The sequence below is a fragment of the Pedobacter sp. GW456-11-11-14-TSB4 genome (genome assembly GCF_059424425.1).
Window position 1 is genome coordinate 954035 of record NZ_JBWKZK010000002.1, and the last position, 17245, is coordinate 971279.

A 17245-nucleotide genomic window follows, 5' to 3' on the forward strand; every position below is an offset into this window, starting at 1 on the left:
CGCCTGCTATGTTAAATCAGATTATAAAATTTGCCCTGGGGAACCGATTAATGGTTCTTCTGGCATCGATGCTACTGCTCATAGGAGGCAGTTACGTCGCAGTGAAAATGGAAGTTGATGTTTTTCCAGACTTAACAGCTCCCACGGTAGCCATTATTACCGAGGCACATGGGCTTGCACCAGAGGAAGTCGAGCAGCTTGTCAGCTTTCCGATTGAGTCTACTGTAAATGGCTCAACAGATGTGAGGCGTGTCCGTTCTTCGGCCTCTGCCGGTATTTCTATCGTTTGGGTAGAGTTCGATTGGGGAACAGACATCTACAAGGCACGCCAGATCGTTGCCGAAAAATTAGCTACCCTATCTGGAAAATTCCCGCAGGGCGTTAGCCAGCCCGTTCTTGCTCCCAATACCTCGATCATGGGCGAGATCATGCTCATTAGCATTACCGCAAAACAGACCAGTTTGATGGAATTAAGGAGCATTGCCGATTGGAATATACGACCGGTACTACTCGCCACTGGAGGTGTTTCGCAGGTGGTGGTTATAGGTGGCGACTTTAAGCAGTACCAGATCTTGGCAAAGCCTGCAATGCTCAAGGCTTATGGTGTTTCGATGAATGAACTCTTTGAAGCGACCAACCTTATCGGACAGAATGTTTCTGGCGGACTGATCAACCAGTACGGTAATGAATACCTGATCAAAGGGATTTTGCGCAGCAATAAGCCTGAAGATATCGGAAATTCGTTGATCAGGACTAGCAGCGGCAAAACGGTAAAACTTTCCGATGTGGCCACCGTGCAGATTGGCGCAGCGGTAAAGCTTGGCGATGGCTCGCTGAATGCACAGCCTGCGGTGATCATGACGGTGATGAAACAGCCCAATACCAATACGCTGGAACTGACAGAAAAGATCGACCAGACGATCGCTTCACTACAGACAAGCCTGCCAAAAGATGTCACGGTAAATACCAGGATTTTCCGTCAGGCCAGTTTCATTGAGGCCTCAATCGGAAACATCGAAAAAACGTTGATAGAAGGCTCTATTTTCGTTGTGATCATTCTTTCTATTTTCCTTTTAAACTGGAGAGCAACGGCTATCTCCCTCATTGCTATACCGATCTCTTTGCTTGTTGCCATCGTAACCTTGAAATGGATGGGTTTTACCATCAATACCATGAGCCTTGGAGGCATGGCCATCGCTATTGGAGATTTGGTGGACGATGCCATCATAGATGTAGAAAATGTACTCAAAAGGTTAAAAGAGAACGCAATGCTGCCAAAGGCAGAGCAGCAAAACAAGCTAACTGTTATCTATAATGCCTCTACAGAGATACGTTCGTCGATCATCCATGCGACATTTATCATCATCATTGCCTTTACGCCATTGTTCTTTTTAACAGGCATGGAGGGAAGACTTTTAGTACCGCTTGGGGTAGCATTTGTTGTTGCTCTTTTTGCCTCACTCATTGTTGCCATTACCCTTACTCCCGTACTTTGCAGCTATCTTTTAACATCTGATAAAACGCTAAATGGAAAAGAAAGGGAAAGCTGGCTGGTTAGACATCTGAACAGTGGCTACCATAACATGTTGAAAAAAGCGATTACTTACAGAAAACTGCTGGTTGGCTTGGTGGTCGCACTTTTTGTAGGAGCAATCTTTTTGTTATCCAGCTTTGGGAGGAGTTTTTTGCCAGAGTTTAATGAAGGTTCGCTGGTAATCAGTGCAGTAACGATGCCAGGCATTTCACTGGATGAAAGTAACCGCATCGGACAACAGGTAGAAAAGGCAATGCTTAGTCTGCCTGAGGTAAAAACCACCACTCGCAGAACCGGCAGGGCCGAACTTGATGAACATGCACAGGGCGTAAATGCTTCTGAAATTGATGTGCCGTTCTATCTTGATGAGCGCTCAAGGGCGGAGTTTATGACAGATGTGAGGGAAAAAATGGCAGGCATTACCGGAGCCAATATTACCATTGGCCAACCAATCGGCCACCGTATAGATCACATGCTCTCGGGCACAAGGGCAAATATTGCCATTAAGATATTTGGCGAAGACCTTGCCCAGCTATACCGTTTGGGCAATGAGACCAAAAGTGCAATTGAAGGTATTGAGGGTTTGGTTGATATTTCCGTTGAACAGCAGATTCAAATCCCACAGATACAGATCAGGCCAAAAAGAGACCTGCTTGCTGCCAAGGGAATTAGCCTAGAAGATTTCGGCAGATTTGTTGAAGTTTCCATTGGTGGCGAAAAAGTGGGTGATATTTATGAAACTGGAAAACGATTTGATCTGGTGCTTCGCTATGAAGAATCTGCAAGGAGCAGGATAGAAGACCTTAAAGATCTGCTGATAGATGCCGGAGATGGCTCAAAGGTATCGTTGGGCACCGTGGCTGAAATTGTTTCTACCAAAGGTCCTAACACGATCAATCGTGAAAATGCCCAACGTAAACTGGTCGTTTCGGCGAATGTTGCCGGTAGAGACCAGTTATCTGCCGTTGAGGAGATCAAGGCTAAAATGACAGCAATAAAGTTGCCACAGAACTACCGGATTGAGTACGGTGGGCAGTTTGAGGCAGAGGCAGAAGCTTCTCGAACCTTGGTATTGACGTCTATTTTTGCATTGCTTGCCATATTCCTGGTACTCTATCATGAATTCAAGGATTCTGCCTTGTCATTGATCATCCTGATTAATCTTCCCTTGGCACTTATTGGGGGAATAGTAAGTGTTTGGCTGACGGGAAGCATCATCAGTATTCCGGTCATCATTGGCTTTATTACCCTGTTTGGGATTGCCACAAGGAACGGTATCTTGCTGGTTTCACACTACAGGCACTTAGAGCAGGAAAAAGGTGGGTACAATCTGGATATCGTAATCAAAGGGTCAATTGACCGTTTGAGCCCAATCCTAATGACTGCCCTAACAGCGGGACTTGCCTTAATTCCACTAGCGATGGCCAGTGACCAGCCCGGGAATGAGATCCAAAGTCCGATGGCGAACGTGATTTTGGGCGGACTATTGAGTTCAACGCTGTTGAACCTCTTCATTGTACCCATTGTATACAATAGCCTGATGAAAAAGAGAAACAGTCATCAGCAAACTAATCCAGCATAAGATGAAACAGATAACAATAACATTGCTTTTGGTGCTGGGATTAAGCTTCGCAAAAGCACAGACACTAGATTCCATATTAAACCTTGTACGCAGCAAAAATAAAACATTGAAAGTTTATCAATCCGAAAGGGAAGCAAATTCTATGGCCTTCCGCACGGGGCTGAATCCAGAAAATCCAACTGCAGAATATGAAATGCTTTTTGGGACGCCCAGAGATGCAGGTAATCAGCAGGATTTTGCACTGACCCAACGCTTTGATTTTCCGACCAGTTATGGTTACCGTAAACAGGCCGCAAATGAAAAAATCAGGCAGACAAGCTATATTGCCCGTTCAAAAAGCCAACAATTACTGCTTGAGGTAAAGCTCGATTGGCTAAAATGGATCTATCTTAACAAAATGACGGTACGGTATAACGAGCGGTTAACTACTGTTACCAAACTGGTTTCTGCCTATCAAAAGAAAATGGAGGTAGGAGATGGAAATATGCTTGACCTCAACAAACTTAAAATCCTGCTTCTGGAAACAAAAACGCAACTAAAGCGAAATATCGAACAAACCGTTCAATTGAAGCAGAAGTTCGTGAACTACAGTGGTGGCAGTTTGGTTGAGGTTAATACAGTTGATTACCCAAAAGGCGAAACCATACCTTCCTTCAAAGTATTGGACAGCCTTATCGAGGCAGGTGATCCGCTCCTAAAAATCTATGAAGTTCAGCAGTCTATCGCCGCTAGGGAGACATCACTGAGTAAATCCCTTACCTTACCTGGTCTACAGGCTGGCTACCATAGCCAGTCAATCCTAGGGCAGAACTACAGGGGAATCCATTTTGGAATAAGTATTCCCCTCTGGGAGAAAAAGAATACGGTACAGCAAAAAAAACTGGAGGAGCTTGTCGCCAACGATCGTATGGAGGATCACAGATTGGAACACCGGCAGGAGAACCAGATCTATTATCAACAATATGAAGAGGCTAGTTACCTAGTTGGAGAATACAAATCGCTGCTGGATCAGCTTAAATCTGAAAGTTTGCTGGCCAAAGCCCTTCAATATGGAGAAATATCGGTGATACAGTATTACAATGAGATCATCTCGCTTTACAAGACCCAGGATACCTATCTTGAATATGAACTTCAACAGCAGCAGGCAATAGCAAAACTGTATAAATTTATGCTTTGAGGTATTGGATTTTCAAATGCACCTGATTATATTTGCTATCGAGAGCGTTAATTAAAAATGGGGGATGGTCGGTCAGATCGTTCCCCGTTTTCTTTATTGAAGGGATCGGTCTTATCTGAAACAATATTTACATTAAAGTCTTCCACTATGAAATGGATTACCCGTGAACGACCAAAGATAGATCGCATCGCATGCCCATGGCTGATCAAACGTTTTATTGATACCGATGCTGAAATTATCTATGTGCCTTTTGAACAGGTTTTGCTAAAAGCAAAGGAACTTGATGCGATACCTTTTGATCTACCGGGAGTGGAGTACAGCCATTACGATGACCAGTGTACCTTTGACTATTTTCTGAAAAAACACAAGCTGAAGGATGAGGGATTAGATCGTATCGCAGCCATTATACGTGGTGCTGATACCGATCGGTTGGAATTTGCGCCACAAGCTGCTGGACTTTCGGCCATATTCCTGGGGCTTTCCCATAATATACACAATGACCATGAACTTTTGGAAGTAGGGATGAAGATCTATGACGGCCTATATACCTGGGCAAAGCATTTGTTCAATCAAAAACATACCCAGGCCCCTGTCGAAAAGTTGCTACTTGATGTTTACCATAAATACCTTAAAGAGGGAAAAAAGAAAGCACCAGCTTGGACCAGGGAACTTCGGGAAATGATACAGGACCAGATGGATACCAATATGTCCATCAGTTTGAGGCAGGCATCAGATGAACTGGAAATCAATCCTGCCTATCTTTCAAGAGAGTTTTCCAAGTATTTTGATAACCTGTCTTTCGGTGATTACATCCGTAAGATGCGGATCGACAAGGCCATTTCATTTTTAGAGACTACAAGCTATCCATTGACCGAGATTGCCTACCTCACAGGATTTTCAGACCAGAGCCATTTTACCAGGATCTTTAAAAAACAGACTGGAGAAAACCCTTCGGCCTATAGGAAAATTTCTAGGAAAGGTAAAAAGGATACCAAATAGTTAATTCAGTTCTATTTTGCCGCATTTCTCTCAGGTAATTTTATGCCATGAAGAAATACATCGTTTTCATTGCCATTTTTATCACCAGCTTTTCACTTTCCGCTCAGGAAAACTATCCAAAGGTCGCAGGTTATGTAGGTATTGTACACCCCATCGCAACTTTCAGCTCGGCTGGTACAGACTTCAACTTCGATGACCATTACGTAGTTGGTATGCCCATCGGCATCAACCTATGGAAGAGCAAAAAAGTAGGATTTTCTTTTGAGGTAGTTCCCTATGTAAGGGCAGAAGATGGTTCGAGCAAAATGTCGAACCTGCTCATTCACCCGGGAGTGCTGGTGTCACTCGGCAATGGATTTACTTTTGCCGGCCGAGCCGCATTTGAAACTTCAGGCAGATATGGATTTACGCCGGTGTTGAATAAGGTAATCATAAAGAACAAGCATAGTAGTTTCTTTGCCGCTGTACCAGTACCTTTCAGGTTTGGAAACGATAGGCCGTTTTCCACTACAGTTGCATTTCAATTTGGTATAGCTTTTTAAGTGATGGAAAAAGAAAAATTGGCATATAAACTTAGTGACCTGGTCATCTATTTCCTGAAGCTTGGGACTTGGGGATTTGGTGGACCTGTTGCCTTGGTCGGATACATGAACACCGATTTGGTAGAGAACAAAAAGTGGATTACCGATGAAGAGTACAAGGAAGGTTTGGCACTTGCCCAACTAGCTCCAGGCCCGTTGGCTGCACAGCTTGGGATTTATTTCGGTTTTGTACATTACAGATTTTTAGGGGCAACGCTCGTCGGGCTTGCTTTCGTGCTACCGTCCTTTATTATGGTGGTTCTATTGGGAATGGCCTATAAAGTTTATAGTGGATTGCCATGGATGCTGGCAGTTTTTTATGGCGTGAGTGCAGCGGTAATTGGTATAATTGCTATCAGCGCCTATCGGTTGACGATCAAGTCTGTTGGCAAACTTACCATCGAAGAGTTAAAAGGCAAATGGCTACTGTGGTTTTTTTATACAATCGGAGTTGTGGTAACGGTTATCACAAAAAAGGAAGATGTATTGCTTTTTGCCGCCTGTGGAATTGTATATATGTTGGTAAAAGCTCCACCGAAATGGTTGAAAAAACCCAGTGCGCTTCCATCATTACTTATTGTCGGAACTGGGTTTTGGGAATATGAGGGAAAGACACTTAACGATATAGGATGGTTTTTTTTGAAGGCTGGGGCACTGGTATTTGGTAGCGGCCTGGCTATAGTTCCATTTTTGCATGGGGGTGTTGTAGAACAGTTTGGCTGGCTGACAGAACAGGAATTTGTGGATTCGGTTGCCGTAGCGATGATTACCCCAGGGCCTGTGGTAATCACTGTTGCATTTATAGGATATCTTGTGGCAGGTTTTCCTGGAGCCTGTATTGCCGCCTTTGCTACCTTTTTGCCATGCTATCTTTTTACAGTGGCATTGGCACCTTCATTTAAGAAAATTGCCAAGAATGCCAGTATCAAGGCATTTGTGGATGGCATTACCGCAGTTGTGGTGGGAGCTCTTGTTGGTGCGGTAGTAATCATAGCCACAAGAAGTATCACTGATATCCCGACAGCATTAATTGCTGTTGCCAGTATATTTTCGTTAATTTATATCAAGAAATTAAAGGAACCGTACATTATCGCAATTGCTGCCTTATTGGGCATCATCATCAAATTATTTATATGAACAGATCAGATTTTTTAAGAACAGGGGCATTGGCCGGTGCTGGATTGGTGCTCCCAAACTCAGATGCATTTTCTAACAATATAGTTAGCAACGATATTGATAAACTTGTAGATGTTAATGGCAACTATTTTCATCAGCCTTTGCCATATAGTGAAGGTTTTTTGGAACCTTATATGGATTCGGAAACATTGCACCTTCATTATACCTTTCACCATGGAGGTGCAGTAAAGGCGGCAAACAAGGACTTGCAGATGATCAAAAAAGCATTGGACGATAATAATTTGGAAACGGTAGATTTTTGGACTAAAAAATTGTCCTATCACTTTTCTTCCCATGTGCTGCATTCAATCTTTTGGACAAATCTTACCAATAAAAAAAGTGAGCCCAAGGGTGAACTGCTCAAAAGGATTGAAAAGAACTTTGGAGGTTTTGAGAGGTTGAAGTCTTTGATAGCTGAAACTTCAAAAAATGTAGATGGTAATGGCTGGGGGATTGTAGCTTATCAGCCTTACAGCGACAGTTTAACCGTTCTTCAATGTGAGAACCACGAGAAACTTACCCAATGGGGAGCGATCCCTATCCTTGTAATAGATGTATGGGAACATGCTTACTATCTCAAGTACAAAAATAAACGTCCAGATTTTGTAGATGCTCTGTTTAATATCATCAATTGGGATAATGTGGCTATGCGTTTGGATTCCGCTTTGAGACTGGTCAAGTAGCTATTAGCTTTTTTAAAAAGCTAATTTCGATTTCCTACTTTTGCGAATGACCTCTTCCTGTACATCGATTCTGGTTGAATAGTAAACTCCTAATTGGAAATCCAGTTTAATTAATAAGTATGATTATGTTGTTAATAAGCTAGGACAGTATCGATGATAGAGAAGGTTGATAGTTTGTGAAAACCATCGGTTGTATTCGATTGAAAGACAAATATTCATCTAAACTAAAGAGAATTAAATCGATTCTCTTTAGCTCTTACCGAGGTTAAAGCTTCATTTTTAAGTGTATCTGATTTATTGCAGCTGATCCCATTGTTAGTGTGGCAATGTCTAAATTTAAAGAGCTGATGAATGATGTTGTGGTGGTTTGGATATGCTTTGCTCGGAAATTAATCAGCTTAAAAGCAAATAAAATAAGATTTCCGCGGATAGCTTTAACATCACTCCGTTCAAAATCACTTTCATTAGATATTTAATTCTATCTAATTGAGGTTGACTAATTAATCACTCCCCAAAATTAAGCTTTCTGGCCCAACACGCCTAAAGGAACTACGGCATAAACGCTCAAGTGGCCTTTGCGCTCAACCCATTTATTCCGTTCCTCCTTTGCTTAGTTGGCCAGAAAACTTGTAGGGTTCCATTCATTAATTTAAATCAATTACGATGGAACAGAAAGAAATCTACAAGGTTGCCGAGGTGCAGCTGAGTTATAGGCCACATTTTAGGGCACAGGAACGTCCACAGATCAACAGTTCAGAAATGGCATTTAAGGTCTTATTGGATAATTGGGAATTGGACCTTATCAATTATATAGAACAGGCCAAGCTTGTATTGTTAAACAGAAATAATAGGGTATTGGGCATCGTTAACCTATCCACGGGAGGAGGATGTTCAACAGTAATGGACTGTAAGGTAGTATTTGCCATTGCTCTGAAGGCGACAGCCAGCAGCATAATATTGGCACATAACCATCCCAGTGGAAACTTGAGGCCATCAAGTGAAGATATTAAAATGACAGAAAAGATGGTACAGGCTGGTAAGATTTTGGGAATTGATGTCCACGATCACCTAATTATAAGTGAAAGTGGGTATTTCAGTATGGCGGAAGAGGGGGGTATGTGAGTATAGCCTTAAATAAACATGATGGATTTTAAAATAGGAGGCATGTAATAAAAGAACTCTGCTCGTTAGCTTAAGTGCTTAGCATATTGGAATTATACCCGAATTAATGTGGTTTTAGGTGGTATTTAGTGACGAAAAGTAGATATTCGGATTTTACCCTTATCATCCGATGCCCTTTTTATATAACCATGTGTAACGAGTTTTTCAGCCAACTGCCAATTAAGCTGATTACCATCAAGAGTTGGTCGTTTGCCTAATATTGTTATTTCAGAATAGGGTTCTGGTAAAGCACCCAGAACACTGTAAGTTTCTTCCTTTGTTAACAGATCAAATTTCTTGATTAGCAATTGTATTCTATGCCCAATATCTAATCTGTTCAATAGTATATGCAAGATGATATTCTTTGAAACAACTATCTGATCAAAGTTAATAGTAAGCATTCCTATTAAACCTCCAATTCTGACGCTGTTGGTAATAATTGTTTCATCGACAAAAGCGATTAAAGTATTTTTTTCTTGAATAGTCAATTTTGATGAAGATAATAATCCAAATAACTCAGGTTCTTCGACAACATATTCCGCAAGACCTTCAATAAAAGAAGTATGTTTTTGTTCCGCGAGCATAATATGAAGACCACTGAATTCGGACCTCAAATGGTCATAATTAGCCACGTTAAGGGTAAGTTTAAAGTTTTCTATAAGCATTTGAACTTTTTCTCTTGAAATATCAATGAGGGGTAATGTTCCATAGTTGTACGGAACAGACTTCAGAATAAGACCATATGAAATATTAGAAATATCTTCTTCCAGTATCATAGCCCTTAAAAATTTCTTTACAGTTTCGAGATCAGGTTTGGGATTCTCAATATCAACTTTAACTTTAGAAAACTCTTTAGCATTATCCTCAACATTGAGAAAATCAATAATGCACTGTTCAATCGAATCTTCAGCCCAATGATAGTAGTAAATAACGTTATTCCATATAGCAGCAACTTTGGAGGTTTGAAGTAAGTATTCTGCTATTTCACTATCCTCAATATTTTCTAATTCCTTTATTTTAGTATTTACTTTATCTATTAACTTAAACTTAGTGTCTAAGGAAAGATTATTGTGGTTCAAAAGCTCAATAAATTTTCCTTCTTGTTCTTCTGTGTTGTTTGCTAGATTGAGATAAAGACTCGCCATGTAAGATTCGATTTCTATTTCAACATATGAAATAAGTTCATGACAGCCAGATTCTGAAATAGAATAATAGTTCTTTGTATTGAAGTTGTTTTCCTCAAAATGTCCATATTTGTTTATCACGGTTCTAACCATTAAGTCATTTAGAACATAATGGTTATTCTTATAAACATAAAGTGCAACGTCTTCATTACCATCTGAAAAATCAAGCTGATTAAATTTGATCTCTAAGGTTTTAATAATATCCTTAAGTTTTTCCTTATCTACATCAATGGTTAAAAAATCTTCAATATCTGAAATCTCTTCTGCCAATTTTGATTTTCCAGCTATGGCCTTGATATCAGCTATATCTGCATGTTTCAAAATCAATTTAAAATATGTTTGAAGCTTTTCTTTTGGCATGGTTGACTGCTTAATAAAATGCCACATATTCGGCCATACTTTAGCAATCTCCTTTATAAAGGAACCGCAGTTTTTACTATTGTCAATAAATCCATTTATAAAATCTATTGAAACCTTCGACTCGTTCTTTAGAATACCAAGAACCTCGTTTTTTCTATTTTTCAGTGTTGGTCTTGCTATCAAATGATCTACTAAATTGTAGTTCAATATATATTCTTGGGCAAAATCAACAGGATCAATCTTTGGAATTAATTTTTCAATTTTATTAAGCTTGTAATCATAATTGCTAGCTATCTGTGCTTTTACATTAAGTAAAAATTCACGGTCTTCCTTAGTTATACTACCTTCATAAAAAATTGAGATATAATCTAAATAATCTTCACCTATATAAGAGTTTCGAATTAAAATATTTACCAGCTGCAATTGTTTTTTGTTTTCAAGCTCCAGCTGGCACCCACCCATTGCAACTATATCGCGAATTTTAAATTGTCTGATTTTATTCTTCTCTTTCTCTAGTTCGGCAATCTTATTTTTCAGATCTTCTTTTTTATCATTGTTCCAATCTTGAACCATTTCTAAACGCTGCTGATAAGTTTTTTCATTATCAACCTCATTTTCTATATCGGCAAATTTTATTGATACGCTTCCATTTGTTGGGATATGGTAATTACTTGTATAGTGACTATAAAAGTTATAACTTACATTATCGTTAGTAAAATACTTGAAGATATCATTGGTAATTACTTCAGAGAACTGATAATTATTTCCATTTATAAGAAAACTATAAATCCCCTGTAGTTTCTCGATGTACTTATAAACATAAATTCTCCTCAGCTCCTGTATGTCAATGATCAACATAGCATCAAGTTGCTTTATCTCTTCTTGGGCTTCTAAAATTTGATCATCTACTGCTATCTGCTTCTCCTTTAGAAAGATATCTTTTTTATTAAATACATCGTAGAGTTTGCCCTCGCCATTACTAAGATCTACAAAGTCATTAGGGTAAATATTCTTATATACAATCATGGACATAAGCTTGTCCTGATTCAGTTTGCCAAGTTTCTTATGATAGATATAATATTCATTTGTGATATTATATAGAAGCCGCATATCATCTATAAAGAATGAAATATTTTCAATCAATTGAGGCTTGACATCATACTTGTTTTTATTTACAATCTCCATTAACTTCTCATTCGAGTTAGAGGAATTGATTACAGGAATAACCGGAATAATAAAGTCAAAGAATTTTGTACGATCTTTGTCCTTGAACATATCGTCACGTACAGCATAAATAAAGGCAATATCTCTTTTAATCTTATTCGAATAGTTAATTAAAAGATTGAGCTCTCTTAATTTGGTAAAAATTTCCGTCTGCTCAAAACGGTCAAGATCTTCGATAATAACCACAGTATAGTCCGTTACCTCAAAGAAATAAAGTATCTCATCAATATGATTGTTAAGAATCGATTTGCTAATACTATCACTGATAGTAATCTCAGCATCCTTAATATTTAGTTTATTGATTGTAATACTGCTAATTGTACGTATAGATTTGAAAATAATGAAGAAGTATCCTAAAACAACGGTTATTATGCTTAACATATTAACTGTAATGTTGAACCACGGATTGGCATTAAATCCTGTCAATCCTTCAAAGAACGTCTTATCAGAAAGATGAATGGTTGCAGCAGCAAGGAAAAATACTCCAAGTGACAAAGACCATAAATGTCCTTTTTTGAAACTTTTAATTTTTTTGAAGCGGGAATCAGGTATTTTATGATCTTCTTCATGGTAGAACATCTGTTGAAGTATACTCAATTCTATCAATCTGAGCAAATCAGCACCTTTTGGCGAGTTCTCATTCTCGATTTCCTCTTTAAAGGTAGCTAATGAGATATTAAGAAAGGACAAATCAGGATCCGAATTCTGGTTTTGGAATGTTTTCAGAATGCTACTTTTTCCAGAACCATAGGGCCCAGTTAAAGCAACGTTTTTAATATCGGCAGTTTTTCTGTTCTTTAGCGCCCAATTTAATGCATTTACGTATTCTCCCTCTGGATCAGCATTATCTACAGGGGAAAGAGAGTTGAAAGAATGTTTTGATGGAGAAGCTGAATTTTGATCAGAAACATTTTCCATTTTTTTAATGAAGGCCTTAAGTTTTTCAGTAGTATACTTGAGAAGTGTTAATAAAGTTTGCTTCATATTTTAATAATCCGTTTATAACAAATATAAGTAAATAGACCACCTTAGAATAAATAAGTTTCTCACAGATTACTTAATGACAAGAAATAAAGATTAGAGACTTTTGTATTTTCAAATCTTAAATATTTGTAGGTACTACCCATAAAATACCCAATGCTTATTCTATATCCTGCCCAATTTTGCCACATCATTTAACATTCAAATTATGGCAACAATTGAATTTATAACCAAAGAGGATCTTGAACAGTTTAAGCAGGAACTCTTTTCTGAACTAAGGCGACCCGGGCAAAGACTACATAAAATCAGCGAACAGAAAGAATGGCTGAAAAGCTACGAAGTTCGTAAGTTATTGAGTATATCGCCTGGAACTTTGCAGGGCCTAAGAGATACTGGCAAACTCAAGTTTAACAAGGTTGGTGGGTTGATGTTCTACAAGTACGACGATGTGATTGCACTCGTGGAGGGAAAGAAAACAATTTCGAAACCCTGAATCTAGAACTAATTAATTTCCCAAAAGTAAGAGCATTATTCCACGGAAATTAACAGAGAAACAAACCATTAAATTTTACAGTTTTAAGTTCCAAAACCAATGTTCTGTCGGTTACGTGTAAACACCCCTGTGTTTGGCAAGATGTATTTTCGCATGCGCGAAAAAATCTTGCCGCCCTTGAGGTCGGGGATTTGCTCGGAACTCGCAAATCTTGGAACTTTCTTAAAGTGATAGGTATGCCAAGGAAAAAGCTTAAAAATGAAGCCGAAATACTCAGCCATAATTTGATAGTTAGGGTGGATGCAGCCCAGTTTAATAAGCTTGAAAAACTTAGGATAGAAAGCAATTGCCAAACGGTCGCTGAAATTGTACGCAGGATACTTTCTGGCAAGAAGATCAATTGCTTCTATACAGATGTAAGTATGAATGCGCCCATGGAAGAACTGGTCAGTATCAGAAAAGAACTGAAAGCAATTGGTATCAACATCAACCAGATTACCAGGACATTCAATCAGGAGAAGGCCTCTGAAAACAACAGAAATTATTATGTACTGAAGGTGGCAGATTTGTATAAAAAGGTCGATCAAAAGGTGGATAGACTTCTGTTGCTCATTACAAAACTTACCGAAAAATGGTTGCAAGGATAATCAGTGGCAAAAGCATAAGGGGATTGCTTAATTATAATGAAGGCAAGGTCAATAACAATGAAGCAACTTTAATCTTGGCTAGCCGTTTCGGAACTGATATTGAAAGGCTGGACTTCAATAATAAACTCAACCGCTTTGAGCACCTGACCAATCGAAATATTAAAGTTAAAACAAATGCCCTGCATATTATGCTAAATTTTGATAGGAGCGACAAGGTTAACACTGGATTGTTTCAGCAGATTGCTTCTTCCTATATGGATCGTATCGGTTTGGGCGAACAACCATTTTTGGTTTATCAGCACAAGGATGTCAGTCATCCCCATATCCACATCGTGACGACCAATATACAATTTGATGGCAAACGTATAGATATTCATGGTCTTGGCAGAACTTTATCTGAAACTGCAAGAAAGGACCTGGAGATTGAGTATGGTCTTATAAAAGCTGAAGGCAGGAATAGGAGCGAGGCAATTTCAATCGCACCAATTTTGGTAGAAACAGCAAATTATGGAAAGGTACCAACTAAAAAGGCAATCTATAGTGTTGTAGCTGAAGTGATGCGAAGTTACAAGTTTACCTCTTTTGCCGAATACAATGCTGTTTTGAAACAGTTTAATGTTGTTGCCGACCGTGGAAAAGAGGATACGGTTATGTTCGAAAAGCGGGGACTTGTTTATTCCATCATTGATAAAAATGGTTACAGGGTCGGTATTCCCTTTAAGGCAAGCGAATTGGCAACCAGGCCCACGCTAGATACTGTAGAAAAAAAGTTCCAGCGAAATGCCGAGAAACGAATACCCTATAAAGAAGGGCTTAAAAAACGTATCGAAAAAGTATTTTCAAAATATGAGGCCATAACAAAGACGACTTTGGTAGCGGAGCTTAAAAATCAAGGAATAGCGTTAATATTCAGACAGAACGATCAGGGGCTTGTTTATGGCGCAACTTTTATAGACCATAATAGTAAATCAGTTTTTAAAGGTAGTGGTTTGGGTAGGGAATATGGTGCAAAGGCATTGCTGGATCGCTTGGGTAACACTAACAGACCTAAAATTTACCTTAAAACCAGCGAACAAACCAAATCTTATTTGGAACCTATTGCACCAACCAATTATTTAAAAGACTTGACGGAAAGTAATAATACTGACCAAGTACCAACTATTGGACAAAAAAAGAAGAAGCGAAAAAAACACAAAAGTTTTGCTCGTTAGGGAAATACTTATTTAATATAATTTAAATAAACAACCATGAATACAGGAGAGGATGCACAAGGGCTCAGAAAGATCGTAGATTTTACCCGCTTCATTAGCGTTGTAATTTTGGGCATTCATTTTTACATTTTTTGTTATGAGGTTTTTAACGAATGGAGCTTGACAGCGGAGATCATCGACAGGATAATCTTGAATATCTCAAAGACAGCAGTTTTTAATCATACCACGAATGCAAAATTGGCCTCATTGCTCTTTTTAGGAATATCCCTAATTGGTTTAAAAGGCAAGAAGGATGAAAACATACAACTTAAATTAATCATTAAATATTTGTTTTCGGGATTGGTATTATATTTTACCAGTGGGCTTTTCTACTATTTACATCTGGCTCAAGATACAACTGCAATCCTGTACATAACAGTAACCGTAATTGGCTTCCTGCTCATCTTATCTGGCGGAGCTATGCTGTCGAGGTTGATAAAGGAAAAACTCGATAAGGATATTTTTAATGATGAAAATGAAACCTTTCCGCAAGAGGAAAGACTGCTCGAAAATGAGTATTCCATTAATCTTCCGGCCAAATACAGATTGAAGAACAAGACTAGGGACAGCTGGATCAATTTTATCAATCCATTTCGGGGGATGTTGGTTGCAGGAACGCCAGGTGCTGGAAAATCATATTTTGTAATCAGGCACATCATAGACCAGCATCTTAGAAAGGGATTTTCTATGTTCATTTATGATTTCAAGTACGACGATTTAACCAAAATAGCCTATAACAAGTTATTAAAATATCGTAAGAACTTTAAGGTACAGCCCGCATTTTATATCATTAATTTTGATGACCTGAATCGAACGCATCGATGTAATCCGCTTGATCCCGATGGCATGGAGGATATTACCGATGCTACAGAAGCAAGCCGAACCATCATGTTGGGACTTAACAGGGACTGGATAAAGAAGCAGGGAGACTTTTTCGTAGAAAGTCCAATCAACTTTTTAACTGGTATCATCTGGTACCTGCGTAAATATGAAAATGGGAAATACTGTACTTTGCCACATGTAATTGAGCTGATGCAGGCAGATTATGATCCATTGTTTGCTATATTGAAAGAGGAAGAAGAGATTAAAGTACTAATAAATCCATTCGTTTCTGCATTTCAGAATAAGGCAAGGGAGCAGCTGGAAGGACAAATTGCCAGTGCGAAGATTGGGCTTGCGAGATTGTCATCACCACAATTATACTATGTGCTTAGCGGTAATGATTTTACACTTGATGTAAATAATCCATTGGAGCCTAAAGTGATCTGCGTGGGTAATAATCCACAGAAGATACAAACTTATGGAGCTGTGTTGTCGCTCTACATTTCCAGAATGATTAAACTTGTTAACCGAAAGGGACAACTCAAGAGCAGTTTGGTATTCGATGAGTTCCCAACGATTTACTTCAATAATATGGATAGCTTGATTGCTACCGCCAGAAGTAATAAAGTTTCAACTACGCTGGCCGTACAGGATTTTAGCCAGCTTAAAAAGGATTATGGTGCAGAACAGGCCGATGTAATCAGCGGCATTGTTGGTAATATCATCAGCGGCCAAGTAACAGGAAGTACGGCTAAAAAGCTATCGGAAACTTTCGGTAAAATTATGCAGGATAGAACAAGTCTCAGCATCAATAGTTCAGATACATCCGTTTCCAAATCTACACAACTGGATTATGCAATACCAGCTTCGAAGATCTCATCCTTATCTTCGGGTGAGTTTGTGGGCATTGTTGCCGATAACCCCGACCAGAAAATAAAGCTGAAGATTTTTCATAGTGAAATCCAAAATGACCATAAAGCAATTACTGTAGAAGAGGAAGCTTACCAAGCTATCCCAGTAATTAAGAAAGTAAGTGATACGGATATCCAAGAGAATTATCTAAAAATCAAGGCTGATATTGAGTTGATATTTGAGGTTGAGCTTAAAAAGATTGATGATAGGAAACCAAAGGTTGAAAATGGTGAGGATCAAAAAGCAGTAAATAAGGATGAGGCAGAAAACGAACAATCTGGAAATGGGCGATCTGTCTCTATGTAATTATTAATGATGTCTCAGGTGATATTTTTTCAGAATTGCGGTTTAAAATATCTTTTAAACAGAAAAGGCGCAATCTCTTGCGCCTTTCGTGACCCCTATGGTACAAATGTCGAACCTTTATTGAAGATTGTAAGAAAATAATAGCTTTAAAGCTAAACGAATAACTATACATA

The 17245-nt window shown here is 38.8% G+C and carries 12 protein-coding genes; 11 read left to right on the top strand and 1 reads right to left on the bottom strand.

The window, feature by feature from the left end; all coding sequences use genetic code 11:
* Nucleotides 1-8: 8 nt before the first annotated feature.
* The 7 genes from AC07XU_RS11450 to AC07XU_RS11480 all read left to right on the top strand — a co-directional run bounded on the left by AC07XU_RS11450 (nt 9) and on the right by AC07XU_RS11480 (nt 8854).
* Nucleotides 9-3116, top strand: a complete 3108-nt coding sequence (locus AC07XU_RS11450; protein ID WP_136878541.1) for an efflux RND transporter permease subunit — start codon at nt 9-11, stop codon at nt 3114-3116.
* Nucleotide 3117: 1 nt separating this feature from the next.
* On the top strand, nt 3118-4293 hold the full coding sequence (locus AC07XU_RS11455; RefSeq protein ID WP_136878543.1) for a TolC family protein: 1176 nt from the start codon (nt 3118-3120) through the stop codon (nt 4291-4293).
* 147 nt (nt 4294-4440) lie between these two features.
* Nucleotides 4441-5292, top strand: a complete 852-nt coding sequence (locus AC07XU_RS11460) for a chromate resistance protein ChrB domain-containing protein (RefSeq protein WP_136878544.1) — start codon at nt 4441-4443, stop codon at nt 5290-5292.
* Nucleotides 5293-5339: 47 nt separating this feature from the next.
* Complete coding sequence (locus tag AC07XU_RS11465; protein WP_136878545.1) at nt 5340-5834, top strand: hypothetical protein; 495 nt, start codon at nt 5340-5342, stop codon at nt 5832-5834.
* A gap of 3 nt (nt 5835-5837) precedes the next feature.
* Entirely contained in the window at nt 5838-7010 is a 1173-nt protein-coding gene (locus AC07XU_RS11470) for a chromate transporter (protein ID WP_136878546.1), read from the top strand.
* Entirely contained in the window at nt 7007-7732 is a 726-nt protein-coding gene (locus AC07XU_RS11475; RefSeq protein WP_136878547.1) for a superoxide dismutase, read from the top strand. The genes AC07XU_RS11470 and AC07XU_RS11475 overlap by 4 nt, the downstream gene beginning before the upstream one ends.
* Before the next feature lie 663 nt (nt 7733-8395).
* Nucleotides 8396-8854 carry a JAB domain-containing protein gene (locus tag AC07XU_RS11480; RefSeq protein WP_494943759.1) on the top strand — a complete coding sequence of 153 codons (459 nt, stop codon included), beginning with the start codon at nt 8396-8398 and terminating at the stop codon, nt 8852-8854.
* A gap of 125 nt (nt 8855-8979) precedes the next feature.
* On the opposite strand, the gene AC07XU_RS11485 is transcribed toward AC07XU_RS11480, so the two are convergent.
* Nucleotides 8980-12579, bottom strand: a complete 3600-nt coding sequence (locus AC07XU_RS11485; RefSeq protein ID WP_494943760.1) for a YobI family P-loop NTPase — start codon at nt 12577-12579, stop codon at nt 8980-8982.
* Between the two features lie 271 nt (nt 12580-12850).
* Here AC07XU_RS11485 and AC07XU_RS11490 point away from each other — a divergent pair, with 271 nt between their 5' ends.
* From AC07XU_RS11490 to mobC, 4 genes are all read left to right on the top strand, one after another.
* Entirely contained in the window at nt 12851-13135 is a 285-nt protein-coding gene (locus AC07XU_RS11490) for a helix-turn-helix domain-containing protein (RefSeq protein ID WP_494943761.1), read from the top strand.
* Between the two features lie 236 nt (nt 13136-13371).
* A complete protein-coding gene (locus tag AC07XU_RS11495; protein ID WP_494943762.1) occupies nt 13372-13782 on the top strand; it encodes a plasmid mobilization protein in 411 nt (136 codons plus the stop codon).
* Nucleotides 13767-14993, top strand: coding sequence for a relaxase/mobilization nuclease domain-containing protein (locus AC07XU_RS11500; protein ID WP_494943763.1), 1227 nt, complete (start codon nt 13767-13769; stop codon nt 14991-14993). The genes AC07XU_RS11495 and AC07XU_RS11500 overlap by 16 nt, the downstream gene beginning before the upstream one ends.
* 36 nt (nt 14994-15029) lie before the next feature.
* The gene (mobC, locus tag AC07XU_RS11505) at nt 15030-17072 is read left to right on the top strand and encodes a conjugal transfer protein MobC (protein WP_494943764.1); all 2043 of its coding nucleotides are present in this window, start codon (nt 15030-15032) and stop codon (nt 17070-17072) included.
* The last annotated feature ends 173 nt before the right edge of the window (nt 17073-17245 follow it).

Excerpts from the sequence above, each read along its gene's own strand:
- AC07XU_RS11490 (WP_494943761.1), top strand. The coding sequence starts at position 12,851 with ATGGCAACAATTGAATTTATAACCAAAGAGGATCTTGAACAGTTTAAG.
- AC07XU_RS11450 (WP_136878541.1), top strand. The coding sequence starts at position 9 with ATGTTAAATCAGATTATAAAATTTGCCCTGGGGAACCGATTAATGGTT.
- mobC (WP_494943764.1), top strand. The coding sequence starts at position 15,030 with ATGAATACAGGAGAGGATGCACAAGGGCTCAGAAAGATCGTAGATTTT.
- AC07XU_RS11495 (WP_494943762.1), top strand. The coding sequence starts at position 13,372 with ATGCCAAGGAAAAAGCTTAAAAATGAAGCCGAAATACTCAGCCATAAT.
- AC07XU_RS11485 (WP_494943760.1), bottom strand. The coding sequence starts at position 12,579 with ATGGAAAATGTTTCTGATCAAAATTCAGCTTCTCCATCAAAACATTCT.
- AC07XU_RS11470 (WP_136878546.1), top strand. The coding sequence starts at position 5,838 with ATGGAAAAAGAAAAATTGGCATATAAACTTAGTGACCTGGTCATCTAT.
- AC07XU_RS11475 (WP_136878547.1), top strand. The coding sequence starts at position 7,007 with ATGAACAGATCAGATTTTTTAAGAACAGGGGCATTGGCCGGTGCTGGA.
- AC07XU_RS11480 (WP_494943759.1), top strand. The coding sequence starts at position 8,396 with ATGGAACAGAAAGAAATCTACAAGGTTGCCGAGGTGCAGCTGAGTTAT.
- AC07XU_RS11465 (WP_136878545.1), top strand. The coding sequence starts at position 5,340 with ATGAAGAAATACATCGTTTTCATTGCCATTTTTATCACCAGCTTTTCA.
- AC07XU_RS11455 (WP_136878543.1), top strand. The coding sequence starts at position 3,118 with ATGAAACAGATAACAATAACATTGCTTTTGGTGCTGGGATTAAGCTTC.
- AC07XU_RS11500 (WP_494943763.1), top strand. The coding sequence starts at position 13,767 with ATGGTTGCAAGGATAATCAGTGGCAAAAGCATAAGGGGATTGCTTAAT.
- AC07XU_RS11460 (WP_136878544.1), top strand. The coding sequence starts at position 4,441 with ATGAAATGGATTACCCGTGAACGACCAAAGATAGATCGCATCGCATGC.